At 72.5% G+C, this 25,285-nt stretch carries 19 protein-coding genes; 11 read left to right on the top strand and 8 right to left on the bottom strand.

Going from position 1 to position 25,285, the window contains the following annotated elements; genetic code table 11:
* The first annotated feature begins 209 nt into the window (after positions 1-209).
* The 5 genes from ACWDD9_RS24050 to pyk all read left to right on the top strand — a co-directional run bounded on the left by ACWDD9_RS24050 (position 210) and on the right by pyk (position 9,388).
* Entirely contained in the window at positions 210-1,700 is a 1,491-nt protein-coding gene (locus tag ACWDD9_RS24050) for a maltokinase N-terminal cap-like domain-containing protein (protein WP_074001466.1), read from the top strand.
* Between the two features lie 155 nt (positions 1,701-1,855).
* Positions 1,856-4,285: a 1,4-alpha-glucan branching enzyme gene (gene glgB / locus ACWDD9_RS24045; RefSeq protein WP_449812608.1), complete on the top strand. Its 2,430-nt coding sequence runs from the start codon at positions 1,856-1,858 to the stop codon at positions 4,283-4,285.
* Positions 4,286-4,462: 177 nt separating this feature from the next.
* On the top strand, positions 4,463-6,646 hold the full coding sequence (gene pta, locus ACWDD9_RS24040; RefSeq protein WP_449812607.1) for a phosphate acetyltransferase: 2,184 nt from the start codon (positions 4,463-4,465) through the stop codon (positions 6,644-6,646).
* Positions 6,643-7,866 (top strand): acetate kinase, encoded by a 1,224-nt coding sequence (locus ACWDD9_RS24035; RefSeq protein WP_074001464.1) that lies wholly within the window; start codon positions 6,643-6,645, stop codon positions 7,864-7,866. The genes pta and ACWDD9_RS24035 overlap by 4 nt, the downstream gene beginning before the upstream one ends.
* Positions 7,867-7,960: 94 nt before the next feature.
* Positions 7,961-9,388, top strand: a complete 1,428-nt coding sequence (gene pyk / locus ACWDD9_RS24030) for a pyruvate kinase (RefSeq protein WP_049656903.1) — start codon at positions 7,961-7,963, stop codon at positions 9,386-9,388.
* A gap of 74 nt (positions 9,389-9,462) precedes the next feature.
* Here the strand turns inward: pyk and ACWDD9_RS24025 are convergent, their stop codons facing one another.
* From ACWDD9_RS24025 to ACWDD9_RS24010, 4 genes are all read right to left on the bottom strand, one after another.
* Positions 9,463-10,842 carry a hypothetical protein gene (locus ACWDD9_RS24025; protein WP_449812606.1) on the bottom strand — a complete coding sequence of 460 codons (1,380 nt, stop codon included), beginning with the start codon at positions 10,840-10,842 and terminating at the stop codon, positions 9,463-9,465.
* Positions 10,839-11,507: a DUF6114 domain-containing protein gene (locus ACWDD9_RS24020; RefSeq protein ID WP_380740415.1), complete on the bottom strand. Its 669-nt coding sequence runs from the start codon at positions 11,505-11,507 to the stop codon at positions 10,839-10,841. The genes ACWDD9_RS24025 and ACWDD9_RS24020 overlap by 4 nt, the downstream gene beginning before the upstream one ends.
* 132 nt (positions 11,508-11,639) lie before the next feature.
* The gene (locus ACWDD9_RS24015; RefSeq protein WP_049651461.1) at positions 11,640-12,302 is read right to left on the bottom strand and encodes a DUF6230 family protein; all 663 of its coding nucleotides are present in this window, start codon (positions 12,300-12,302) and stop codon (positions 11,640-11,642) included.
* 732 nt (positions 12,303-13,034) lie between these two features.
* Positions 13,035-14,036 carry a tetratricopeptide repeat protein gene (locus ACWDD9_RS24010; RefSeq protein WP_049651460.1) on the bottom strand — a complete coding sequence of 334 codons (1,002 nt, stop codon included), beginning with the start codon at positions 14,034-14,036 and terminating at the stop codon, positions 13,035-13,037.
* Between the two features lie 365 nt (positions 14,037-14,401).
* Between ACWDD9_RS24010 and ACWDD9_RS24005 the strand changes: the two genes are divergently transcribed.
* Positions 14,402-15,067 (top strand): TetR/AcrR family transcriptional regulator, encoded by a 666-nt coding sequence (locus tag ACWDD9_RS24005; RefSeq protein WP_079271888.1) that lies wholly within the window; start codon positions 14,402-14,404, stop codon positions 15,065-15,067.
* 73 nt (positions 15,068-15,140) lie between these two features.
* On the opposite strand, the gene ACWDD9_RS24000 is transcribed toward ACWDD9_RS24005, so the two are convergent.
* The 3 genes from ACWDD9_RS24000 to ACWDD9_RS23990 all read right to left on the bottom strand — a co-directional run bounded on the left by ACWDD9_RS24000 (position 15,141) and on the right by ACWDD9_RS23990 (position 18,052).
* The gene (locus ACWDD9_RS24000) at positions 15,141-16,826 is read right to left on the bottom strand and encodes an acyl-CoA mutase large subunit family protein (RefSeq protein WP_117489563.1); all 1,686 of its coding nucleotides are present in this window, start codon (positions 16,824-16,826) and stop codon (positions 15,141-15,143) included.
* A 271-nt stretch (positions 16,827-17,097) separates the two neighbouring features.
* Positions 17,098-17,439 (bottom strand): DUF3817 domain-containing protein, encoded by a 342-nt coding sequence (locus ACWDD9_RS23995; protein WP_049651458.1) that lies wholly within the window; start codon positions 17,437-17,439, stop codon positions 17,098-17,100.
* Between the two features lie 76 nt (positions 17,440-17,515).
* Positions 17,516-18,052, bottom strand: a complete 537-nt coding sequence (locus ACWDD9_RS23990) for a MarR family winged helix-turn-helix transcriptional regulator (RefSeq protein ID WP_049651457.1) — start codon at positions 18,050-18,052, stop codon at positions 17,516-17,518.
* A 497-nt stretch (positions 18,053-18,549) separates the two neighbouring features.
* Between ACWDD9_RS23990 and ACWDD9_RS23985 the strand changes: the two genes are divergently transcribed.
* Together ACWDD9_RS23985 and ACWDD9_RS23980 are read left to right on the top strand one after the other, a co-directional pair.
* Positions 18,550-20,181 (top strand): M4 family metallopeptidase, encoded by a 1,632-nt coding sequence (locus tag ACWDD9_RS23985; RefSeq protein ID WP_049651456.1) that lies wholly within the window; start codon positions 18,550-18,552, stop codon positions 20,179-20,181.
* A 398-nt stretch (positions 20,182-20,579) separates the two neighbouring features.
* Positions 20,580-22,202, top strand: coding sequence for a M4 family metallopeptidase (locus ACWDD9_RS23980; RefSeq protein WP_074001460.1), 1,623 nt, complete (start codon positions 20,580-20,582; stop codon positions 22,200-22,202).
* 155 nt (positions 22,203-22,357) lie between these two features.
* On the opposite strand, the gene ACWDD9_RS23975 is transcribed toward ACWDD9_RS23980, so the two are convergent.
* Complete coding sequence (locus ACWDD9_RS23975; protein WP_049651454.1) at positions 22,358-22,732, bottom strand: DUF3817 domain-containing protein; 375 nt, start codon at positions 22,730-22,732, stop codon at positions 22,358-22,360.
* Positions 22,733-22,972: 240 nt separating this feature from the next.
* Between ACWDD9_RS23975 and ACWDD9_RS23970 the strand changes: the two genes are divergently transcribed.
* The 3 genes from ACWDD9_RS23970 to ACWDD9_RS23960 all read left to right on the top strand — a co-directional run bounded on the left by ACWDD9_RS23970 (position 22,973) and on the right by ACWDD9_RS23960 (position 25,163).
* Positions 22,973-23,770, top strand: a complete 798-nt coding sequence (locus tag ACWDD9_RS23970) for a DUF2127 domain-containing protein (RefSeq protein ID WP_049651453.1) — start codon at positions 22,973-22,975, stop codon at positions 23,768-23,770.
* Between the two features lie 104 nt (positions 23,771-23,874).
* Positions 23,875-24,513, top strand: coding sequence for an AIM24 family protein (locus ACWDD9_RS23965; RefSeq protein ID WP_074001459.1), 639 nt, complete (start codon positions 23,875-23,877; stop codon positions 24,511-24,513).
* Positions 24,513-25,163, top strand: a complete 651-nt coding sequence (locus tag ACWDD9_RS23960) for an AIM24 family protein (protein WP_049651451.1) — start codon at positions 24,513-24,515, stop codon at positions 25,161-25,163. The genes ACWDD9_RS23965 and ACWDD9_RS23960 overlap by 1 nt, the downstream gene beginning before the upstream one ends.
* Positions 25,164-25,285 lie beyond the last annotated feature (122 nt).

The raw sequence follows: 25,285 nt of genomic DNA, 5'->3' as shown, positions 1-25,285 counted from the left end.
GACCCTCCGGGGGCGCGAGTTGAACCCCCGCGCCCCCGGAGTTCTCTGCACCACCGCGTACGGAGAACAGCCCAACGGCCACCCACACGAAGGCGTGACACCCGAGCCGTGCTCGCGTGCCGCGACCGCCGCGCCGCCGCAATCCGGAAGACTGACGGACCCGGCCACGACCCGTCGGGCAGTCCGCGTGCTTCCGGGGAAAGGGAGCCATGTCCGAAACCTCCCGTTCTCAAGCCCACCTCCAGGACGACGCCCCCACCGGTCCCGCCACCCCCGCGGGCACCCGGGGCGCCGGGGCCCGGAGAACCGCCCTGGGCGTCAGCGAACTCGTCCAGGCGGCCCTGCCACTGATCGCCTCCTGGCTGCCCACCCAGCGCTGGTACGCCGGCAAGGGAAGGCCCATCACCGGCCTCACCCCGGTCGTCGGCACCCCGCTGCAGGTCGGCGACCCGGCCCTGCTGCACCTCCTGCTGCGGGTCGAACACGCCACCACGGCCGGCGCCCCGCACGGCGACATCTACCAGCTGCTGCTCGGCATCCGCTCCGGCGGGCTCGGGGACATCGGGCCCGCCGCCGTGCTCGGCCGGCTCAGCCAGGGCCCGTACGACGGCGCGACCCTCTACGACGCGGTGCACGACCCCGAACTCACCGGACGGCTGCTCGAACACCTGGCCACCGGGGACCGCTTCGGCGCGCTCTCCTTCCGCCGCACCCCCGGCTCCGGACTGCCCGCCAACCTCCCCGGCCGCGCCTCCACCGCCGAGCAGTCCAACAGCTCGGTCATCTACGGCACCTCGTACATCCTCAAGCTGTTCCGCCGCATCCACCCCGGCACCAACCCCGACCTCGAACTGTCGCTCGCGCTCTCCCGGGCCGGCTCCACCCGCATCCCCCGGGTCGCCGCCTGGTTCGAGAGCCGGATGGAACGCGCCGAACCCGCCACCCTCGGACTCCTGCAGCGCTACCTGCCGGACGCCGAGGACGGCTGGGAACTCGCCCTCGACCAGGTCGGCCGGCTCAAGGGGGACCGCTCCCCCGGCAACTTCGCCATCGAGGCGCACCGGCTCGGCCGGGCCACCGCCGAGGTGCACCGGGTCCTCGCCCGCTCGATGCCCGTCGCCCGGCTCGACCGCGCCCAGACCGGACGGCTGGCCGGCGCCATGGCCGACCGGCTGGACAGCGCCGTCGCCGCCGTCCCCGGCCTGCTGCGCTTCCGGGCCGCCCTGCGCACCGCCTTCCAGCAGCTCGCCGACGCCCACCCGGACGGCCTGCCGGTCCAGCGCATCCACGGCGACCTCCACCTCGGACAGGCCATGCGCACCCCGCACGGCTGGGTGCTGCTGGACTTCGAGGGCGAGCCCGCCAAGTCCGTCAACGAGCGCCGCGAACCGCAGCCCGCCCTGCGCGACGTCGCCGCGATGCTGCGCTCCTTCGACTACGCGGCCGCCCACCTGCTGGCCGGCGGCCCCGTCGACCCGGAACTGGCCCACCTGGCCGCCGCCTGGGCCCAGCGCAACCGCACCGCCTACGGCGCCGGCTACACCGCCGGCGGCGGCGCCGACCCGGCCGCCTCGCCGGAGCTGATGCGGGCGCTGGAGATCGACAAGGCGGTCTACGAGGTGGTGTACGAGGCCCGGCACCGGCCGAGCTGGCTGCCGATCCCGCTGGCCGCGATCAACCGGCTCGCCCTGTCCGTCTGACCGGCCCTTCCCGTACCCACGCCTTTTCCGCACCGCCCGATTCCCGCACCGCCCGTCTCCGCACTACGCGTCTCCCGTCCCACCCGTTTCCTGTCCCGACCGTTTCCTGTCCCGCCCGCAGGAGTTCGCCCACCCCGCCGCAGGAGGACCCCGCCGTGACGCCGATCGACCCGACCGGCCGCCCCACCCGCCCCGTACCGGCCACCTTCCTGGCCGGACCGCTCCCCGCCGAAGGCCACACCGGCCACGAGCACGGGGCGCACCGGGCGGCCGAGGAGGAGGGGGGCGCCGGCACCGGCTCGGAGCCCCCGGACGCCCTCCCGTCCCCGGCCGACCCACTCGCGGCCCCGCAGCCCCGGGGGGCCGAGCGCCCGGCCCCCACCGGGGCGCTGCGGCTGCCCGAGGCACCGCTGCCGCCGGCCGAGGTCGACCGGCTGGTGGGCGGGCAGCACCACGACCCGCACGCGCTGCTCGGCGCGCACCCGGTGCACGGCGGCACGGCGATCCGGGTGCTGCGCCCGTTCGCCGAGCGGGTGGTCGTCGAGACCGCCCACGGCCCGGCCGAACTCACCCACCAGCAGAGCGGGTTGTTCACCGGCCTGGTGGCCGGCGGCGAACCGCCGGAGTACACCCTGCTGGTGACGTACCCCGACGGCGAGCCGCTGCGCCAGCACGACGGCTACCGCACCCCGCCCACCCTCGGCGAACTCGACCTGCACCTGATCTCCGAGGGCCGGCACGAGCAGCTGTGGCGGGCGCTCGGCTCGCACGTGCGCACCGTCGACGGGGTGGCCGGCACCGCCTTCGCGGTCTGGGCGCCGAACGCCGTCGGGGTCCGGCTGATCGGCGGCTTCAACCACTGGAACGGCACCGGGCACCCGATGCGCTCGCTCGGCTCGTCCGGGATCTGGGAGCTGTTCGTCCCCGGCCTGGCCGAGGGCGCCACCTACAAGTACGAGGTGCACACCCGGCAGGGCTGGGTGCTGGACAAGGCCGACCCGCTGGCCCGGGCCGCCCAGTGCCCGCCCGGCACCGCCTCGGTGGTCACCTCCTCCGACTACGCCTGGCAGGACGCCGAGTGGATGGCCCGCCGGGCCCGCGCCGCGCACCACCGGGCCCCGATGTCGGTGTACGAGCTGCACCTGCCCTCCTGGCGCCCGGACCTCACCACCTACCGCGCCATCGCCGAGGAACTGCCGCGCTACCTCCAGGAGTTGAACTTCACCCACGTGGAGCTCATGCCGGTGATGGAGCACCCCTTCGGCGGCTCCTGGGGCTACCAGGTGTCCGGCTACTACGCCCCCACCGCCCGGCTCGGCGGCCCCGACGACTTCCGGTACCTGGTGGACACCCTGCACCGGCACGGCATCGGCGTGATCGTCGACTGGGTGCCCGCGCACTTCCCCAAGGACGACTTCGCGCTCGCCCGCTTCGACGGCGAGCCGCTGTACGAGCCCGCCGACCCGCTGCGCGCCGAGCACCCCGACTGGGGGACGCTGGAGTTCGACTACGGCCGCAAGGAGGTGCGCAACTTCCTCGTCGCCAACGCGGTGTACTGGTGCGAGGAGTTCCACGTCGACGGCCTGCGGGTGGACGCCGTCGCCTCGATGCTCTACCTCGACTACTCCCGCGAGGGCGGCGACTGGACCCCCAACCGGTTCGGCGGCCGGGAGAACCTGGACGCCGCCTCCTTCCTCCAGGAGATGAACGCCACCGTCTACCGGCGCTGCCCGGGCGCGGTGACCATCGCCGAGGAGTCCACCGCCTGGGACGGGGTCACCCGCCCCACCGACGCCGGCGGCCTCGGCTTCGGGCTGAAGTGGAACATGGGCTGGATGCACGACTCGCTGGTCTACATGTCCAAGGAGCCGGTGCACCGCAAGTACCACCACAACGAGATCACCTTCTCGATGGTGTACGCCTACTCCGAGAACTACGTCCTGCCGATCTCGCACGACGAGGTGGTGCACGGCAAGCGGGCGCTGGTCTCCAAGATGCCCGGCGACTGGTGGCAGCAGCGCGCCAACCACCGCGCCTACCTCGGCTTCATGTGGTCCCACCCGGGCAAGCAGCTGCTGTTCATGGGGCAGGAGTTCGCCCAGGGCGCGGAGTGGGACCACGAGCAGGGCCCGCAGTGGTGGGTGCTCGACGAGCGGTGGCCGGCCCACGAGGAGCACCTCGGGGTGCGCCGACTGGTCCGCGACCTCAACCGGCGCTACCTCGACACCCCGGCGCTGTGGGAGCTGGACACCGTCCCGGAGGGCTTCCGCTGGCTCGACGGCGGCGCCGCCGAGGACAACCTGCTCTCCTTCGTCCGGTACGCGGCCGACGGCTCGCCGCTGGTCGCGGTCTGCAACTTCTCGCCGGTCGTCCGGCACGGCCACCGGGTCGGGCTGCCCCGGCTGGCGGGCCGCGACCAGCTGTGGGAGGAGGCGCTGAACACCGACGCCGAGGAGTACGGCGGCAGCGGCGTCGGCAACTCCCACCCGGTCAAGGCCGAGCCGGTGGAGTGGGACGGCCAGCCCCGGTCCGCCGAACTGGTCCTCCCCCCGCTCTCCACCGTCTGGCTCCGCCCCGCACGCTGAGCGCCGGGCGCCTCCGGTGCCCCGGACGCCCCGGGTGCCCGCCCCGTCGGCGGGCACCCGGGGCGGGACCTCCGCCCCTTGCCCGAACCCCGTCGCTCTGCTCGCGGACACCCGTTCGGGGTGCGAAGGTATGGTCGATATGACCACTTTCCGAGACGACGGGACGGAGACAACCACGTGGCGCGCAGCGTGTACGTGACCGGCATCGACCGGGGGGACGGCCGCCAGGCGGTCGAACTCGGGGTCATGGAACTGCTCACCCGCCAGGTGGACCGGGTCGGGGTGTTCCGCCCGCTGGTGCACGCCGCCCCCGGGCAGCCGGGCTCCGACCACGTGGTCGAGCTGCTGCGCGGCCGCTACCGGCTCGACCTGCCCAGCAGCGAGCTGTACGGCCTCGGCTACGAGGAGGCCGCCGCCCTCCAGGCCGCCCACGGGCAGGACGAACTGGTCTCCGCCCTGGTCGACCGCTTCCACGCGCTGGAGCGGCGCTGCCAGGCCGTCCTGGTGCTCGGCACCGACTTCGCCGACACCAGCATCCCGGACGAACTCGCCTTCAACGCCCGCCTGGCCAACGAGTTCGGCGCCGCCGTGCTGCCGGTGGTCGGCGGGCACGGCGAGGACCCCGAGACGGTGGTCGCCGAGCTGCTGGGCGCCCACCGCGCCTACACCGACCTCGGCTGCCAGACCCTGGCGATGATCGCCAACCGGGTCGCCCCCGGCGCCAAGCAGCGCATCCAGCGCACCCTCACCGAGAAGCTGCCCGTCCCCGCCTACGTCATCCCGGAGGAGCCGGCCCTGGCCGCGCCCACCGTCGCCCAGCTGGTCGAGGCGACCGGCGCCGAGGTGCTGCTCGGGGACGCCGCCGGCCTCGCCCGGGACGTGCGCGGCTACGTCTTCGGCGGCGCCATGCTGCCCACCTTCCTGGACGCGCTGACCGAGGGCGCCCTGGTGGTCACCCCCGGGGACCGCGCCGACCTGGTGATCGGCTCGCTGGCCGCGCACGCCGCCGGCGCCCCGCCGATCGCCGGCGTGCTGCTGACGCTCGGCCAGCACCCCGGCCCCAACGTGATGGCGCTGGCCGCCCGGCTCGCCCCCGGCACCCCGGTCGCGGTCGTCCCCGAGGGCAGCTGGCCCACCGCCGCCCACCTGACCCACCTGGAGGGCAAGCTCACCTCGGCCAGCCCCCGGAAGGCCGAGATCGCCCTCGGCCTGTTCGAACTGCACGTCGACACCGCCGAGTTGACCAACCTGATCGAGGTCGGCCGGTCCGAGCGGGTCACCCCGATGATGTTCGAGCACGAGCTGCTGGAGCGCGCCCGGGGCACCCGCCGGCACGTCGTCCTGCCGGAGGGCACCGAGGAGCGGGTGCTGCGCGCCGCCGAGATCCTGCTGCGCCGCAACATCTGCGACCTCACCCTGCTCGGCGAGGCGGACGCCGTCCGCCGCAAGGCGTCGAGCCTGAGCATCGACCTCCCGGCCGAGGACCCGGCCGCCGACCGCGCCCAGGTGCGGATCGTCGACCCGGCCACCAGCCCGCTGCGCCGCCAGTTCGCCGAGCTGTACGCGAAGCTGCGCGCCCACAAGGGGATGACCGTCGAACTGGCCCTGGACGTGGTCACCGACGTCTCGTACTTCGGCACCCTGATGGTCCAGGAGGGCATCGCGGACGGCATGGTCTCCGGCGCGGCGCACTCCACCGCCGCCACCATCCGGCCCGCCTTCGAGGTGATCAAGACCTCGCCGGGCGCCTCGATCGTCTCCTCGGTCTTCTTCATGTGCCTGGCCGACCGGGTGCTGGTGTACGGCGACTGCGCGGTCAACCCCGACCCGGACGCCCAGCAGCTGGCCGACATCGCCATCCAGTCGGCCGCCACCGCCGCCCAGTTCGGGGTGGAGCCGCGGGTCGCGATGCTCTCGTACTCGACCGGCACCTCCGGCTCCGGCGCGGACGTCGACAAGGTCCGCAAGGCCACCGAGCTGGTCCGCGAGCTGCGGCCGGACATCCTGGTCGAGGGCCCGATCCAGTACGACGCGGCGGTGGACGCCCGGGTCGCGGCCACCAAACTGCCGGGCTCCCCGGTGGCCGGGCGGGCCACCGTGCTGATCTTCCCGGACCTCAACACCGGCAACAACACCTACAAGGCGGTCCAGCGCTCGGCCGGGGCCGTCGCCGTCGGCCCGGTGCTCCAGGGGCTGCGCAAGCCCGTCAACGACCTCTCCCGCGGGGCGCTGGTGCAGGACATCGTCAACACCGTCGCGATCACCGCCATCCAGTCCCAGGACCACGCCTCCCAGGACCACGCCTCCCAGGACCGCACCTCCCAGGACCTCGCGTCGGACAGCAAGGAGCTCCCCGCATGAGCAAGGGCACCCGCGTCCTCGTCCTGAACGCCGGCTCCTCGTCGGTGAAGTACCAGCTGATCGACATGCTGGACGGGGCCAGGCTGGCCGCCGGACTGGTCGAGCGGATCGGCGAGGCCGGCGGGCGGCTGGTGCACACCCCGCGCACCGGCGGGCCGCGCGAGACCGTCCAGGCCTTCCCGGACCACGCCGCCGCGCTCAAGGCCGTCGCCGAGGAGCTGTCCGCCGACGGCGTCGGGCTGGACTCCCCCGAGCTGGCCGCGATCGGCCACCGGGTGGTGCACGGCGGCCTGCGGTTCACCGAGCCGACCGTGATCACCGACGACGTGCTCAAGGAGATCCGCCGGCTGATCCCGGTCGCCCCGCTGCACAACCCGGCCAACATCACCGGCATCGAGGTCGCCCGGGCCCTGCGCCCCGACCTCCCCCAGGTGGCCGTCTTCGACACCGCCTTCCACGCCTCGATGCCCGAGTACTCGGCCCGGTACGCGATCGACAAGGACGTCGCCGACCGGCACCGGGTGCGCCGCTACGGCTTCCACGGCACCTCGCACCAGTACGTCTCGCGGGCCACCGCCCGGCTGCTCGGCAAGGACCCGGCCGAGGTCAACGTGATCGTGCTGCACCTGGGCAACGGCGCCTCCGCCTCGGCGGTCGCCGGCGGCCGCTGCGTGGACACCTCGATGGGCCTGACCCCGCTGGAGGGCCTGGTCATGGGCACCCGGTCGGGTGACATCGACGCCGGCGTGGTGTTCCACCTGCACCGGGTCGGCGGGCTGTCCGTGGACGAGATCGACGACCTGCTCAACCGCCGCAGCGGCCTGCGCGGGCTGTGCGGCGAGAACGACATGCGCGAGATCATGCGCCGGGCCGACGAGGGGGACGCGGACGCGAAGCTCGCGTTCGACTCGTACGTCCACCGGCTGCGCAAGTACATCGGCGGCTACTACGCGGTGCTCGGCCGGGTGGACGCGATCGCGTTCACCGCCGGGGTCGGGGAGAACGCGGCGCCGGTGCGCGCGGCGGCCACCGCGGGACTGGAGGAACTGGGCATCGCCGTCGACCCGGAACTGAACTCGGTGCGGTCCGGCGAGGCCCGGATCGTCTCGCCCGAGTACGCCCGGGTGGCGGTCGCCGTGGTGCCCACCGACGAGGAGCTGGAGATCGCCCGACAGACCTTCGCGCTGGTGCACCGGGAACGCCGGGAGTCCGAGGACTGACACGGATCCGTCTCACTCCTCGGAAGCTTTCGTCGGCGATTCCTCCCGGTGCGTGCCGAATGCACCTATAACACGAACGGATAGACTGATCCATATGCGCCGAGCGAAAATTGTCTGCACCCTGGGTCCGGCGACGGACTCCTACGAACAGCTGAAGGCCATCGTCGAGGCGGGCATGAACGTCGCCCGACTGAACATGAGCCACGGCAACCACGCGGACCACGAGGAGCGGTACCGCAAGGTCCGCCAGGTCTCGGAGGACACCGGCAAGGCCATCGGCGTCCTGGCCGACCTCCAGGGTCCGAAGATCCGTCTGGCGACCTTCGCCAACGGCCCGGTGACCGTCGACAACGGCGACGAGTTCACCATCACCACCGAGGACGTCCCCGGTGACCAGCACATCTGCGGCACCACCTACAAGGGCCTGCCCGGCGACGTGAAGGCCGGCGACCCGATCCTGATCAACGACGGCGTCATCGCCCTGGAGGTCGTCAGCGTCGACGGCCCGCGGGTGAAGACCGTGGTGATCGAGGGCGGCGTGCTCTCGAACAACAAGGGCATCAACCTGCCCGGCGCGGCCGTGAACGTGCCCGCCCTGTCCGAGAAGGACAAGGACGACCTGCGCTTCGCGCTGCGCCTGGGCGTCGACATGATCGCCCTGTCCTTCGTCCGCAACGCGGACGACATCAAGGACGTCCACGAGGTCATGGACGAGGTCGGCATCCGCGTGCCGGTCATCGCCAAGATCGAGAAGCCGCAGGCCGTCGAGGCCATGGAGGAGATCGTCCTCGCCTTCGACGCCATCATGGTCGCCCGCGGCGACCTGGCCGTCGAGTACCCGCTGGAGCGGGTGCCGCTGGTCCAGAAGCAGCTGATCACCCTGGCCCGCCGCAACGCCAAGCCGGTCATCGTCGCCACCCAGATGATGGAGTCGATGATCCACGCCTCGCGCCCGACCCGCGCCGAGGTCTCCGACGTCGCCAACGCCATCCTGGACGGCGCCGACGCGGTCATGCTGTCCGCCGAGTCGAGCGTCGGCAAGTACCCCGTCGAGACCGTCCGCACCATGGCCCGGATCTGCGAGACGGCCGAGGGCGAGCTGCTCGCCCAGGGCCTCCAGCCGCTCAACCCGGGCCGCAAGCCGCGCACCCAGGGCGGCTCCGTCGCCCGCGCCGCGTGCGAGCTGGGCGACTTCCTGGACGGCAAGGCGCTGGTCGCCTTCACCAAGTCCGGCGACACCGCCCGTCGGCTGTCCCGCTACCGCTCGCCGATCCCGGTGATCGCCTTCACCCCGGACAGCGCCACCCGCAACCAGCTCTCGCTGAGCTGGGGCGTCGAGGCGTACGTCACGGAGCAGGTGGCCACCACCGACGCGATGGTCGCGCAGGTCGACCGGGAGCTGCTGAAGCTCGGCCGGCTCGGCGAGGGCGACACCGTCATCGTCACCGCCGGTGTCCCGGTCGGCGTCCCCGGCACCACCAACATGGTGCAGGTGCACCACCTGGGCACCCGGGGCGAGTGAGCACCCGTCAGGCCTGAACGCCCGTGGGGCGGTCCTCCTTCCGGAGGGCCGCCCCACGGTCCTTGTGGCGTCCGCTACTTGTCGCTGTAGGGGGCGTCGTCGTTGAACAGGCGCATCCCGGGGATGCGCAGGGTGCCGCCGAACTGGCCGGCCTGCTTGGCGGTGACGCCGGTCAGCTCCAGGTCCAGCGGGATCGGGATGGAGCCGATCAGGTCGTACAGCCAGCGCGGCAGGGTGTCCGGGGTGAGGGTGATCTCGCCCAGGTCGATCGGGATCGGCAGGCCGAGCACCTTGGAGAGGTGGCCGGACAGCCGCTCCACGTACATGGTGACCGGGCCCTTGCGCATCGTCGAGGTGGAACCCGGGGCGCCCTGGACGTGGAAGGTGACGCCGTTGCCCTCCAGGGTCGACATGTCGAGGTTGTCGATGTCCACGCTGTCGACCACGAACTTCAGGACGCGCTTGCTGCCGGTCACGGTCTTCACGTCGTAGACGCCGTGGAAGGCCGCGCCGTGCAGGGCGAGCCGGCTGGTCTTCAGGGTCCAGTTCTGCTCCGGGACGACGTGCCCGGGGGCGGGCGCGCCGGCGGTCAGGCCCCGGGCGTCCACATCGCAGTTGGGGTTCTCGGTCGGCGTGCCGGACGGGCTGCCGGAGGCGCCCGCGGAGGGCGTCGCCGAGGCGTCCGCGGACGGGGTCGCGGAGGGCTTCGGCTTGCCGCTCGCCCTGCCGCTCGGCGTGGCGGTGGGCGAGGGCTCGTCGGCGGCGGGCTGGGTCGCGGGCGGCGCGGCCTGCGGGGCGGCGGCCGGGGCCTGCACCGGGGCGTCCGGGTGCGGGGCCTCGGTGTGCGGGGCGGGGGCGGCCGGAGCGGCCGGGCCGGCGGGCGCCGCGGGGGTGGTGGTCGGGGCGCCGCCCGGGGTCGGGCTCGGCGAGCCGTTCGGGGTGAGCAGCCGGTTGACGCCGTCGACGAGGCCGTCGATCAGCCCCGCCCGGGCCGCCGGGCCGGTGGTGGTGGGCGTCGCGGCGGCCGACGGCTTGACCGGCGAGGTCGGCTGCTGGGCCGGGCCGGTGGTCGGTGCGGGGGTCGGCACCGAGCCCGGGTCCGTCGAGGGGCCGGCGGTGGGCGCGGTGCCCGGCGCGGTGCTCGGCGCGGTGCTCGGCGCCGTGGACGGGCCCGGCGGCGGCTCGGGCAGCTCGCTCTTGGGCACCGGCGTCTCGACCGGCGCGACGTCCGGCACGGCGGCCGGCGCGGTGCCGCAGGGCTTGCCCGCCGCCGACTCGGCGACCGCCGGGTTGGGCGTGTAGGCGGCGGCCATCAGCAGCGCGGTCGGCACCGCGGCCAGCGCCAGTGCCCGGCCCCTCAGCCGGACCCGTACGGGCGTGCGCGGGGCCGCGTGCCGGCCGGAGCGCTGCGCGGGAACGGTCGTACCGTCGGCTTGCTCGGCCGGCCCGGTCACCGCGCCTCCTCCTGGTCCACGGCGGCGGCCCGCTTCCGGTCCGCGGCGTCGGCCTGCTTCGGGACGGCGGCCGCGGGTTCGGCGGCCTGCGGCCCGCCCTGGGCGGGCAGTTCGGCGGTGGGCGCCTCGACGGCGCCGTCGGTGGCCGGCTCGGTGGCGACGCTCCGCGCCACGGCGTTCCCGGCCGCCGCGTCCCCGGCGCCGCCCTTGGCCCGGCCCCAGCGTCCGCGCCCGGCCGCCTTCGCGGCCTTGGGCTCCGGCAGCGGCGCCCAGGAGACCATCAGCCCGCCGCCGATCAGGCCCGGCAGCAGGGCCAGTCCGAAGCCCCCCAGGTTGGAGACCGGGAGGGAGACCAGCGTCAGCAGCGTGGTGGCGATGCCGGCGAAGACCCGTACGGCCGGCTGGAACCAGGCGGTCAGCCCGAGCACGATCAGCAGCACGCCGATGATCAGTGACCCGGCACCCGCCGTGGTGGCCATGGCCACCGTCATGCCGCCCAACGAGAGCTTGGCGTACGGGAAGTACATGATCGGGACGCCGGCGATCATGGCCAGCAGACCGCCGTAGTACGGCCGCGTCCGACGGAACGTACGGAACACCCGGCGCAGCCACTGGGCGGGGTTCTCGTGCTCGGCGGGCCGGTAGGAGGCAAGGGCGCTGGACACGGTGCAGCTCCTCGATGGTGTGAACGAGGGATGGAGGAGACACGGGATCCGGGGACGGCGCACGCACCGTCCCCGGTCCCGCGGGTGCCGTCGGGGCGGGCGGGCCGGGCCCGGCCCGCCGCCGTCAACGGCCTAGTAGCACTCGCCGGAACCGTCGGTGTGCAGCGCGAGCTTCAGGCCCGGGAGCTTGAAGGTGCCGGCCGAGGTGGCCCAGGCGGTCTGCTGCACGTTGTACAGGTCGGCCTTCTCGGCGGCCTGGGCGAAGCCGGTCTGCCCGGACGGCAGGCCGCCGAGCTTGGACTTCCAGCCCTGGGTGGCCTCGCCCTTGAGGGTCGACGCCTCCTGGCCGATGTTGATGTTGGAGAACTCGGCGTCGGCGTTCAGCTGGTCGAGGTCGATCAGCAGGTTCTTGGCGTAGACCTGCTTCTTGACGTCTTCGCTGTTGCCGGCCTCCAGACGCAGGATGATCTTGGGCAGCTTCCACGGCAGGCCGGGGATGACGTTGGGGTCGGTCACCACCGACTGGCAGAGGCCCTTGATGGTGGCCTCGTCGAAGGCCGAGACGGCGACCGGGTGCGGCGTGCCGTTCGACTCCGCGTCGATCGAGCCGAACTGGGCGAAGTTCCTGCCGTGCAGCTCCGGCGTGGTGACCTTGAAGCTCTGGCCGGAGACGCTGAACGAAGCCGCCAGCGCGTTGTTGGCGATCGAGACGCCCACCGCGGCGGTGGCCGCGATGCTCGGCACCATCACCAGAGCGAAGCGCTTCCAGCGGGTCTTGCCGTAGGTCTGGGACATGCGAGTCCTCCTTCTAGGACGTACATCTCCGGCTCCCCGGCGGCGCGTCCCGCACCGGTGGGGACCTGGGATGGGAGAGAGCTACGTCCTCGGTAGCGGAGAGCGCCTTGGGCGTCGTCGGACGCGGGAGCGGCCCGCGTGCAGCGGACCTCCCGTCCAAGCACCGGCCGTCCTTGCGGGGCGGCGGGCAGGACCGACGACATCGGCGATCACCCCCGAGCGACAACCAGCGACCGCGCAGGGCCGCGCGGCCGGTCGAAGGACAGGAACCGCCGTGGGACCGCGGATACCCCCCTGCCCTCCCTCCCGCCGGCCGGGGCCGACGGACCACCCGGTGGGGATCCCGCGCTCCGCGTGGCCGACCGGGGTCGGGGTGTGGAGCCCGGGACCGGGCGTGGCCGATCGTGCTTGAATCCCGGGCGAAGCACAAGAGGTTCCTTACTGACGGGTAATGCAACATCAGGTGGCGTTGATCATGGAATCGACCCGGGCCGCACCCTGCGTGACGTCTTGAAGGAAACGTGACGGCGAAATCTGCCGGAAACGCAAGCGAAACACCCGTGGGCGGTCACACAAGGTGACCACCCACGGGTGAAATCAAGATTTGGTAAACCTCTGTTCAGTTGACCGGATTGTCGCCAAATCACCAGCGACACCGCAGGTCATCCGCCGTGCCAGACAGCGGACCTGATCCGGGCTCAGAACCGGCTCGGGAGCCGGCCCGGAGCGGGCTCAGAACAGCACGCGCGCCAGCGCCGTACGGGCCGCGACGACCCGCGGGTCCTCCGGGCCGATCACCTCGAACAGCTCCAGCAGGCGCAGCCGGGCGGTGTCCCGGTCCTCGCCGGCCGTCCGCCCGACGGTGGCCACCAGGCGCCCGAAGGCGTCCTCGACGTGACCGCCGACCAGGTCCAGGTCGGCCGCCTTGAGCTGGATCCCGACGTCCTTCGGGTCGGCGGCGGCCGCCGACCGGACGGCCTGGAGGTCCAGACCCTCGATCCGCTTCAGCAGCTCGGCCTGGGCCAGGCCCAGCTTGGCCTCGGTGTTGCCCGGCTGCTCGGCCAGCACGTTCCGGTAGGCCTGGATGGCACCGCCCAGGTCGCCGGCGTCCAGCGCGTCGTGCGCGGCGGACAGCGCCGGGTCCTCGGGGCGCTGCGGGGCGGCGGCCGGGGCCTCGCCCGGGGCGGCCGCGCCACCGGCCAGGCCGGCCACGCCGAAGCGCTGCTCGGCGACCAGGATCAGCTGGTCCAGGATCTGACGGATGTTGGCCGCGCTCTCCGCGCCCTGGAACAGCGGCACCAGCTGGCCGGCCACCACGGCCATCACGGCCGGGATGCCCTGGATGCCGAACTGCTGGGAGAGCAGCGGGTTGGCGTCGACGTCGATCTTGGCGAGCACGAAGCGGCCGGCGTACTCCTCGGCCAGGCCCTCCAGGACCGGGCTCAGCTGCTTGCAGGGCCCGCACCACTCGGCCCAGAAGTCGATGACGACCGGCACCTCGGTGGAGCGCTGGACGACCTCGGTCTCGAAGGTGTCCTCGGTGACGTCGATGACGAGCTGGTGGGCGGTCTGGGCGGGGGCGGCTCCGTCCGCATCGGCGGCGGACGCCTGACGAGCCCGCTCGGCCCGGGCCTGCTCGGCCTTCTGGGCGGCTTCGCCGGCCGCCTTCACTGCGGCGAGGTCGACCGCACCGCGCAGGGCGGAGCTGTTGAGACGCGAATTCCGTGGCTGCATGGCACCATCCTCCCCCGTCCGCGCTGCTCGCGGGCACCAACCTCCGGAAAGTCGCCCCGCGCGGGCCGCGCGGTGCGGGTTCCCGGGCGCCGTGCCCCTCCCCCGGTAGCCTGGACCGTTCGGCGCGGATCCCCACCCGCGCCCGCGCCGCTCCCGTCCCACGGGACGCGGCGCCTGGTTGTCACTGCTTTCGCTACGAGTCGTAGCGTAACTGGAGCCGGTGGCCCGGCCGCAAGCCCCTCCGGTGGTTCGGGGACGTGACCTGCCCCACTTTCCCGGGGTGCCCCGCTGCCCGAACGGACGAACAGTCGCTACCGTTACCAGCCCCACCCAAGTTACTTACCAGTAGAGCGCAAGGAGGCCCGGTGCCGGCCGCCCAGCCCCCAGCGAGCCCGCAGGGCACGCACCAGGACTGCCCGGCGCCCGCGGGCACCGCCCGGGCCAAGGGCCGCCCGCGCAGCGCCGCCGCCGACCGCGCCATCCTCGACGCCACCCGCGAGACCCTGGCCGAACTCGGCTGGGGCGGACTGACCATGGGCCACGTGGCGAGCCGGGCCGGGGTCGCCAAGACCACCCTCTACCGCCGCTGGCCGTCCAAGAACGAGCTCGTGGTGGACGCCGTCGCCACCCTCTTCGACGAGCTGGTGATGCCCGACCTCGGCAGCCTGCGGGCCGACATCGAGGCCGTGGTGGCCCAGTTCGCCGACCTGCTGGCCCGCCCGGAGACCCAGGCCGCGCTGCTCGCGCTGTTCGCCGAGGGCACCCGCGACCGGCAGCTGCGGCGGCGGATCCGCGAGGCCATCGTGGACCCGCAGAAGCGGCTGGTCCGCCAGGGCCGGGCGGCCGCCCAGGCCCGCGGCGAGCTGGAGGCGGACACCGACGACACCTCGGCCCGCGAGGAGGTCGACATCATCTTCGACACCATCGCGGGCACCGTCGAGCACCGCGTCCTGGTCAGCGGCGAGCCGATCACCCCGGAGTGGACCCGCCGCTTCACCGACCTGCTGCTCGGACCGATGCTCGCGGGCTGAGAGCACCCCGGCCGGAGACACGGCAAAGCCGCCGTACGGGATCCCGTACGGCGGCTCCGCGTCGGCCGCGGCCTCAGAACATCGCGTTCTCCTGGTACGTGCCCCACTCCGCGCGCAGCGCGTTGCAGATCTCGCCCAGCGTCGCCTCGGCGCGCACCGCGTCCAGCATCGGCGGGATCATCGACTCGCCCGAGCGCGCCGCCGCCAGCATGGCGTCCAGCCCGGCCCGGACGGCCGCGTCGTCCCGGGCCGCCTTGCGCTCCCGCAGCACCCGGACCTGCTCGCGTTCGACCTCGTGGCTGACCCGCAGGATCTCCAGCTCAGGGGTGACGCTGCGCGGGTGGCAGTTGACGCCGACCACGCGCTTGTCGCCCTTCTCCACCGACTGCTGGTACTGGAAGGCCGCCTCGGCGATCTCCCCGGTGAACCAGCCCTCCTCGATGCCGCGCAGGATGCCGGAGGTGATCGGGCCGATCTCGTGGTCCTCCCGGCCCTTGTCCAGGATCCGCTGGAAGATCGCCTCGGCCTGCTGCTCGATCCGGTCGGTCAGCGCCTCGACGTACCAGGAACCGCCCAGCGGGTCGGCGACGTTGGCGACGCCGGTCTCCTCCATCAGCACCTGCTGGGTGCGCAGGGCGATCTCGGCGGCCTGCTCGGAGGGCAGCGCCAGGGTCTCGTCCAGGGCGTTGGTGTGCAGCGAGTTGGTGCCGCCGAGCACCGCGGCCAGCGCCTCGACGGCGGTGCGGACCACGTTGTTGTACGGCTGCTGCGCGGTCAGCGAGACGCCGGCGGTCTGGGTGTGGAAGCGCAGCCACTGCGCCTTGTCGGTCTTGGCGCCGAAGCGCTCGCGCATCCAGCGGGCCCAGATCCGGCGCGCGGCGCGGAACTTGGCGATCTCCTCGAAGAAGTCCAGGTGCGCGTCGAAGAAGAAGGACAGGCCGGGCGCGAAGACGTCCACGTCCAGGCCGCGGGAGAGGCCCAGCTCGACGTAGCCGAAGCCGTCCGCGAGGGTGTACGCCAGCTCCTGCGCGGCCGTGGCCCCGGCCTCGCGGATGTGGTAGCCGGAGACCGACAGCGGCTTGTAGGCGGGGATGCCCTCGGCGCAGTAGGCCATCAGGTCGCCGATCAGGCGCAGGTGCGGCTCGGGGGCGAAGAGCCACTCCTTCTGCGCGATGTACTCCTTGAAGATGTCCGTCTGGAGGGTGCCGTTGAGCACCGCCGGGTCCACGCCCTGGCGCTCGGCGGCCACCAGGTACATGCAGAAGACCGGCACGGCCGGGCCGCTGATCGTCATCGAGGTGGTGACCCCGCCGAGCGGGATGCCGTCGAACAGCACCTCCATGTCGGCGGCCGAGTCGATGGCCACACCGCAGTGGCCGACCTCGCCGAGCGACTTCGGGTCGTCCGAGTCGTAGCCCATCAGGGTCGGCATGTCGAAGGCGACCGAGAGGCCGCCGCCGCCCGCGTCCAGGATCATCCGGTAGCGCTCGTTGGTCTGCTGGGCGTTGCCGAAGCCGGCGAACTGGCGGATGGTCCAGGTGCGGCCCCGGTAGCCGGTCGGGTGCAGACCGCGGGTGTACGGGTACTCGCCCGGCCAGCCGATCCGCTCGAAGCCCTCGTAGGCCTGCCCGGCGGGCGGGCCGTAGACCGGCTCGACCTCGTCGCCGGAGAGGGTGGTGAAGTCCGCGTCGCGCTTGCGGGCCTTGTCGTACCGCTGCTGCCAGCGCTGCCGGCCCCGCTCGATCTCCTCGGCGTCCATGATCCCGAACTCCGCTCCGTACGGCCGCCGCGGCGACGGGGCGGCACAGCTAGTAGGACGTCCTAACAATTTACTCGGACGTCCTAGTACTTGTCGATGGACAACCCGCCCGCACGGCCCGCGATCCCCCGAAAGGGACCGGGATCCGGCCCGGGGGCCCCGGGAGCCGCCCGAACGGGGCCCGGGAACGCCGGAGCGCCCCTCCCCCGGTCGGGGAAGGGGCGCTCTCGCGAAACCTGGGAGTCGGAGCCCGGGAGTCGGAGCCCGGGGCTCAGACGCCGGCCGGCTGGCGGGCGCCGCCGCCCGCCGGGAGCTGCTCGGCGGCCTCGCGGGCCACCTTGCGCTCGAAGACGAAGGAGAGGAACGGGATGCAGCCCGCCGCCAGGGTGAGCACCAGCCGGCCCATCGGCCACTTCAGCTTCTGCCCGAGCATGAAGGTCACCACGAAGTACCCGATGTAGAGGTAGCCGTGCAGCATCGCGACGTACGTGGTCACGTCCTTGGCCGCGTCGAAGCCGTACTTCGCGACCATGAAGCCGCAGAACACCAGCAGCGCCGTACCGGTCGCAATGGCCAGGGCCCGGTACCAGCCCAGCAGGGGGGTCGCCTTCATGATCTTCCTCGCCTCGCTCGGCACGGTCCGCCGGTACGCCCGGATCCGCGCACCGCTCACACGAGGGTAGCCGCCTTCACGCCCGGCCCTTCGCAGCCCCCTCGGACGGCTCGGCGAAGTCGCCGGCCGCGATCCGCAGCGGCCTGAGCAGTTCGAACACCTGGTGGCACTGCTCGGCGTCGTACTCCTCCAGCCCGAACTCCATCGCCATCAGCTCCCGGGTCGCCTCCTCGACCACCTCGCGACCGCGCCCGGTGATCGCGGCCAGCACGCCGCGGCCGTCCAGCGGGTTGGGGCGGCGGGCGACCAGGCCGGCCCGCTCCAGGCGGTCGACGGTGTTGGTGACGCTGGTCGGGTGGACCATGAGCCGCTCGCCGATCTTGGAGAGCGAGAGCTCGCCGGTCCGGCTGAAGGTCAGCAGCACCAGGGCCTCGTAGCGGGCGAAGGTCAGCCCGTACGGCTTCAGCACCGCGTCCACCCGGGAGAGCAGGATCTGGTGGGCGCGCATGACCGAGGTGATCGCCGCCATCGAGGGGACCCCGCCCCAACGGCGGGTCCACAGCTCGTCGGCGCGGGCGATCGGGTCGAAGTCGAGAGCGAGGGGCTTGGCCACCTCCTTACCGTACCGGCGGACGGGACGTGTGCTACCAGGCGTCCTGATGGTGGACAAGCGCAACACGTGGCGGGAACCCGCCAATCGGACGGCCAGGTCCATACCAGGACATTGCGCCGGTGTGAACGCGCGGCAACGGGCCACCGGCGCACCGGGGTTGGCCCCGGAGCGGCCCGACGCCGCGCCACCAGGCTTCGGTTCGGACGGTAACCCGCTGCAAACCAGGACGATTTGCCCCTTTTGTCCATCCGTTCACATTCCTCCGCCGTGGCGGGACTTGGCCAATTCATGAGCAAGACCTGTCATTTGATTTGCTCGATTGTCATGCTTTCGATCAACCCCGTTCGGCAGCCACCACCCCCACCCACCGGTGGCGAAGCCGCTCAGTCCGCACGGGGCCCGCACGTCAGCGCCCGTTCCGCCCCTCAGGTGCCGTCCCCGGCCCCCGGAACGCCGCGCGACCGCGCCCGCTCGCGGTTTTCCGGAAGGACTCGTTCGTGAAGCGAAAGCTCGCCGCAGTCGCCGTACTCTCCGCCACCGCCCTGCTCACCGGTGTCGTCCAGGTGAGCACCGCAGCCGTCGCGGACCCCGCCCCGCAGTCCCAGGGCGCGAAGCAGCGCGCCGACCTGATCGCCCTGGCCAACGGCCAGGCCGGCAAGGTCGCGCACGCCCTGGCCCTGGGCGGCCAGGAGCAACTGGTGGCCAAGGACGCCGTGGTGGACGCCGACGGCACCCGCCACCTGCGCTACGAGCGCACCTTCGCCGGCCTCCCCGTCCTGGGCGGCGACCTGGTGGTGCACCAGAAGGCCGACGGCTCGACCACCTCGGTGGACAAGGCCACCGGCGCCACCATCGCCCTGCCGAGCCTCACCCCGCAGATCCCCGCCGACAAAGCCGCCGACCAGGCGACCGGCGCCGTGCAGTCCACCGTGGGCATCGCCGCCGACAAGGACGAGTCCCCGCTGACCGCCGTGCACCAGACCGGCAAGGCCGAGCTGGTCGTGTGGGCCACCGACGGCAGCCCGCGCCTGGCGTACCGCACCACGGTCGAGGGCGAGCGCGCCGACGGCACCCCGAGCCGCCAGCTGCTGGTCACCGACGCGGCGAGCGGCGAGGTGCTCTCCAGCCACGAGCAGGTGCGGACCGCCGCCGGCACCGGCAAGGGCGTCTTCGTCGGCTCCGTCCCGCTGACCACCACCCAGAGCGGTTCGAGCTACCAGCTCAAGGACGCGACCCGCGGCGGCCAGGCCACGTACACCCTGAAGGGCAAGACCTCCGGCTCGGGCACCCTGGTCGCCAACACGACCAACAGCTTCGGCAACGGCCTGTCCTCCAACAGCGAGTCCGCCGCCGTGGACGCCCAGTACGGTGCGGCGGTCACCTGGGACTTCTACAAGAACACCTTCGGCCGCAACGGCATCAAGAACAACGGCGTCGGCGCCACCAGCCGGGTCCACTACGGTTCCAACTACGTGAACGCGTTCTGGGACGACTCCTGCTTCTGCATGACGTACGGCGACGGCAGCGGCAACACCCACCCGCTCACCGAACTCGACGTGGCCGGCCACGAGATGAGCCACGGCGTCACCTCCGCCACCGCCAACCTCAACTACTCGGGCGAGTCCGGCGGCCTGAACGAGGCCACCTCGGACATCTTCGGCACGATGGTCGAGTTCTACGCCAACCTGCCCTCCGACAAGCCGGACTACCTGATCGGCGAGTTGATCAACATCAACGGGGACGGCACCCCGCTGCGCTACATGGACAAGCCGTCCAAGGACGGCGCGTCGGCCGACTACTGGTCCTCCACCGTCGGCAACAAGGACGTCCACTACTCCTCCGGCGTCGCCAACCACTTCTTCTACCTGCTCGCCGAGGGCAGCGGCGCCAAGACCATCAACGGCGTCAGCTACAACAGCCCGACCTCCAACGGCTCCACGCTCGCGGGCATCGGCCGGGACAAGGCCGCACAGATCTGGTACCGCGCGCTGACCACCTACTTCACCTCCACCACCAACTACGCGGGCGCCCGCACCGGCACCCTGAAGGCCGCCGCCGACCTGTACGGCGCCTCCAGCGCCGAGTACAGCGCCGTCGCCGCGACCTGGGCCGCCGTCAACGTCAACTGACGTACCGCGCAGGCGCGTCGGACGCCCGGGGCCTCCTGCCGGAGGGCCCGGGCGTCCACCTTCCGGGCGGCGCTGTCAAGGCCGTCCGGCTGGCGGAGTCCCGCCAGGGGGACGAACCGCCGAAACCGGGCAACGGGCGGCAACCGAACCATCCGTACCGGCACTGGCGGTTCTTGGCCAATCCCGGTAGGCGCCCTGTCCATCCCTGCCAACGATTGTCATGCTTCTGACCAAGTCCCGTCCGACCATCCGCCGCCCCACCCGTTTCCGGCGGATCGTCAGGTACCGCACGGGACCGGCACGTCCGCGCCCTACCGCCCCCAAGGTGCCAACCCCGGCGCCCCGGTACGCGGCGCACCCGCACGCACCCGCGGGTCTCGTGGAAGGAACCCCCGCACGTGAAGCGAAAGCTGACTGTCGGAGCCGTACTCTCCGCCACCGCACTGCTGGCCGGCGTCATCCAGATCGCCGCCGTCCCCGCCCAGGCCGCCGCCCCCTCGCCGGCCCAGCAGCAGTCCGCGCTGCTCGCGCTGGCCTCCGGGCAGAGCGCCCCGGTCGCCCAGGCCCTCGCCCTCGGCGGCCAGGAGAAGCTGGTGCCCAAGGACGTGGTGGTGGACAAGGACGGCACCCGCCACCTGCGGTACGACCGGACCTACGCGGGCCTGCCGGTGCTCGGCGGCGACCTGGTCGTCCACCAGAAGGCCGACGGCTCGGTGAAGTCCGTCGACCGGGCCTTCGCCGGACAGCTGTCCGTGCCCAGCCTGACCCCGGGCCTCGCCGCGCCCCAGGCCGCCGAGAAGGCCACCGCCGCCGTGCGGGCCACGGTCGGCGCCGCCGACCAGGAGGAGGCCGCGCTCAGCCGGGTCGACGGCGCCGGCGCGCCCGAGCTGGTCGTCTGGGCCGCCGACGGCACCCCGCGACTGGCCCACCGCACCACGGTCGAGGGCCAGCGCGCGGACGGCACCCCGAGCCGCCAGGTGGTCGTCACCGACGCCGCCACCGGCCAGGTGCTCTCCACCGACGAGCAGGTGAAGACCGCCACCGGCACCGGCAAGGGCGTCAACGTCGGCAGCGTCTCGCTCACCACCACCCAGAGCGGCAGCTCCTACCAGCTGAAGGACGCCTCCCGGGGCAACCAGTCCACCACCGACCTCAAGGGCGGCACCTCGGGCAGCGGCACGCTCGTCGCCAACACCACCAACAGCTTCGGCAACGGCCTGGCCTCCAACCGCGAATCCGCGGCCGTGGACGCCCAGTTCGGCGCGGCGGCCACCTGGGACTACTACAAGAACACCTTCGGCCGCAACGGCATCAAGAACAACGGCGTCGGCGCGGCGAGCCGGGTCCACTACAGCACCAACTACGTCAACGCGTTCTGGGACGACTCCTGCTTCTGCATGACGTACGGCGACGGCTCCGGCAACACCCACCCGCTGACCGCGATCGACGTCTCCGGCCACGAGATGAGCCACGGCGTCACCTCCGCCACCGCGAACCTCAACTACTCCGGTGAGTCCGGCGGCCTCAACGAGGCCACCTCGGACATCTTCGGCACCATGGTCGAGTGGTCCGCCAACCTCTCGGTCGACCCGGGCGACTACCTGATCGGCGAGAAGCTCAACATCAACGGCAACGGCACGCCGCTGCGCTACATGGACAAGCCCTCCAAGGACGGCGCCTCGGCCGACTACTGGTCCTCCACGGTCGGCAACAAGGACGTCCACTACTCCTCGGGCGTCGCCAACCACTTCTTCTACCTGCTCGCCGAGGGCAGCGGGGCGAAGGTCATCAACGGGGTCAGCTACAACAGCCCGACCTCCAACGGCTCGACGGTGACCGGCATCGGCCGGACCAAGGCGGCGGCGATCTGGTACCGCGCGCTGACCGTCTACATGACCTCCACCACCAACTACAAGGCCGCCCGCACCGCGACCCTGAAGGCCGCCACCGACCTGTACGGCGCCTCCAGCACCGAGTACAACGCGGTCGCGGCGGCCTGGAGCGGCGTCAACGTCAGCTGACCCGCACCACCTCCGGTAGGAACCGGTAGGAAATCGAGCCACCCCCGGTAAGAAACGGCGACAGGCTGCCGCGGCCCTTTGGGAGAGGAGGCCGTGGCAGCCTGTCGACCGTCCACGAGGAGGCCGGAGCCCGAGCGGGGGCCCGGGCGGCCGGCTCAGGCGGTGGCGGGCTTCAGCTCGCCCCGCTCCTCCTTGGCCAGCATCCGCTCGGCGAAGAAGCCGCCGGTGGGCAGCACCGCGAGCACGAACATCAGGACGCCGCGCTTGGCGTCCCACTTCTGCGCCTGCCAGGCCTGGATCCAGAAGACCACGTACAGGATGAACAGGACGCCGTGCACCATGCCCATCACCGGGACGGCGTCGAACGAGGTCGTCCGCTTCAGCACCGAGCAGATCAGCAGCAGGATGAAGGAGACCCCTTCGGGGCCGGAGACCAGGCGCAGGCGGTGGACGGCGCTGCTGTTCACGATGGATACCTCGATATGGGGGGTCGGCGGCGCGGGCTCGCTTGTGAAGCGACTCACAAGCATTCCGGCCCATTATCGCCGAGCCCACGGACGGGACCCCGGCCGGGGGTGGCCACCGTGCCCCATCTCACAGCGGCCGGCCCGGCGCCTACCCGGAGCCCGTCCGGCGCCCGCCCGCCCTGTCACAGCTCTGTGCCGGAACGCCACCGAGCGCGACCGCCCGTCACCCGGAACCCCTATCCTGCTGCCCGCGCGCCCACCGATCCGGGCGCCGAGGCATCGCACACGGGGGGTACTCACCACATGTTCAAGCGCGACTGGGACCGCAGGACCTGCGCCAAGCGCGGCCACACCACCTACGCGCCGACGGAGCCGGAGCTGGCCTCCCGGCTGCACGCGTCCACCGCCCTCGGCGACGCCTGGCGCTGCCTGCGCTGCGGCGACTTCGCGCTGGGCGCCCCGCACGGCTCCGGCCCGGCCGACGAAGCGCCGCTGGTGCCGCGCGGCAAGGCGCTGCGGGACCTGTTCATCCTGCGCTTCCTGGCCGTCGAGCGGGTGCTGCGCGGACTGCTGATCATCGTGGTCGCCTGGGCCGTGTGGAAGTTCTCCAACAGCCAGGACGCGGTGCACCGGGTCTTCGACGAGAACCTCACGGTGTTCAGGCCGGTCACCGACCACTTCCACTGGGACCTCGAACACGCCCCGATCGTCGAGACCATCCGCAAGACCTTCGACTTCAAGAAGAGCACCCTGCTGATCGTCGCGGGCGCGCTGATCGCCTACGCGGTGATCGAGATCGTCGAGGCGGTCGGCCTCTGGCTGAACAAGCGCTGGGCCGAGTACCTGACGGTGGTCGCCACCGCGGCCTTCCTGCCGTTGGAGGGCTACGAGCTGAGCCACCACGTCAGCGCGCTGAAGATCTGCACCCTGGTGCTGAACATCGCGGCGGTGCTCTGGATCATGCTCTCCAAGCGCCTGTTCGGGCTGCGCGGCGGCGTGGTGGCCTTCGAGGCGGAGCGCCACTCGGCCTCGCTGCTGGAGGTCGAGCAGGCGGCCGGCACCGTTCCGAGCCCCGGACAGGGGGCGCACGCCCGGGCCTGACCGGGGCGCGTGCGCCGGGCGTGACCGGCGCGTTTGTCCCAGACCGGTACCAGTCGGCCCACGCACCCTCCCCGCGCCACGGCCGCAGCGGCTAGATTGCGGCCGTGGCACAGTTCAGACTCCAGGGATCGCGCGTGCTCGCCGTCGACTTGGGCGGCGACGCCGTCAAGGCGCGACACGGCTCGATGGTCGCCTACACCGGGCAGATGGCCTTCAAGAAGTTGACCGGCGGCGGGGACGGCCTGCGCGGCATGGTCACCCGCCGGCTGACCGGCGAGAAGATGACGGTCATGGAAGTGAAGGGGCAGGGCACCTGCTACTTCGCCGACAAGGCCACCGAGATCAGCCTGGTGCGGCTGAACGGCGAGACGCTGTACGTCGAGTCGGACAACCTGCTCTGCACCGAGTCCGCCCTGCACACCGGCACCAGCTTCACCGGGCTGAACGGCATGTCCTCGGGCAACGGCCTGTTCACCACCAAGGTGGAGGGCCACGGCTGGGCGGCCGTCACCTCCAACGGCCCGGCCGTCATCCTGCGGGTCGACAAGAGCATGCCGCTGCGGGTGGACCCGGGCGCGTACGTGGCGCACACCGGCACCCTGCAGCGCAGCCTGAAGTCGGGCGCGGGCTGGACCACGATCATCGGCGAGGGCGGCGGCGAGGCCGTCCAGATCGAGTTCACCGGCGAGGGCCTGGTGTACGTCCAGCCCTCCGAGAAGGCCACCATCGGGGGCGACGTCTGATGGGCTTCACGAAGATCAACGGGAAGATGGTCGAAGCCCAGGTGGTGCCCGGGCAGCGGCTGTTCAGCCAGCGCGGCGCGATGCTCGCGTACAGCGGCGACGTCCGCTTCACGCCGAACATCACCGGCGGGCAGGGCGGCGTGATGTCGATGATCGGCCGCCGGGTGGCCAACGAGGACACCCCGCTGATGACCGTCGAGGGCCAGGGCCGGGTGATGTTCGGCCACGGCGGCCACCACGTCCACGTGATCGACCTGTTCGGCGACACCCTGTACGTCGAGGCGGACCGGCTGCTCGCCTTCGAGGGCACGCTGCGGCAGTCCACCATGTTCATGGGCTCGCAGGGCGGGGTGATGGGCATGGTCCGCGGCCAGGTCACCGGGCAGGGCCTGTTCACCACCAAGCTGGAGGGCCAGGGCTCGGTCGCGGTGATGGCCCACGGCGGCGTCTTCGAGCTGCCGATCACCCCCGGCCAGTCGGTCCACGTCGACCCGCAGGCGTACGTGGCGCACCGCGGCGACGTGCGCAACAAGCTCTCCACGGCGCTGGGTTGGCGCGACATGATCGGCCGCGGCTCGGGCGAGGCGTTCCAGCTGGAACTGTCCGGGCAGGGCGCGGTGTACGTCCAGGCGAGCGAGGAGAAGCTCTGATGTCCTACCCGCCGCAGCCCCCGTACGGTTCGCCGCACAACCAGCCGACCCAGCCCGGCTTCGCGACCCCGCCGCCCCCGCCGGGGTACGGCCCGCAGCCGGGCTACCCGCAGCCCGGCGGG

The sequence above is a fragment of the Kitasatospora sp. NPDC001119 genome, from assembly GCF_053598475.1.
Note: the sequence above shows the minus strand (reverse complement) of the source record. Positions and strands in the feature narration are given on the sequence as shown.